General features: G+C 71.6%; 1 protein-coding gene. It reads right to left on the bottom strand.

All coding sequences use genetic code 11. The features are described from left to right. Nucleotides 1-430: MFS transporter (locus AC1DMY_RS21000; RefSeq protein WP_477166775.1), on the bottom strand; the 430-nt coding region annotated here is incomplete at both ends.

Here is a 430-nt window from a genome sequence, read left to right as displayed (position 1 = left end):
AGTCCGCGCACAGGGCGATGAAGTGCGTCTGGATCAGGCCGTTGGTGGACAATCCGCAGATAAAGAACGTGCCGGCCAGCAGCCAGAAGGTCTGCGTGCGCGCGGCGTCGCGCAGCACGACGAAGGGGCCGCGCAGCGTGAGCGGCATGGGCGGGCCGGACGGCGCCGGCGCCGTGCCGGGCAGTTCGCCGAACGCGGGCAGGCCGACATCGCCGGGCCGGTTGCGCATCAGCGCGAAGACGAGCAGTGCCAGCGCGGCGCAGGCCACGAGCACCGGAACCACCGCCGTGCGCCATCCCATATGCTCGATCAGCCATGCCGCAACCGGCAGGAACGCAAGCTGGCCGGTGGCCGAACTCGCCGTGAGGATGCCGATCACCAGCCCGCGCCGCGCGGTGAACCAGCGGTTGGCCACCACGGCGGCCAGCAC

This window comes from Dyella sp. 01L423 (genome assembly GCF_056399945.1).
Note: the sequence above shows the minus strand (reverse complement) of the source record. Positions and strands in the feature narration are given on the sequence as shown.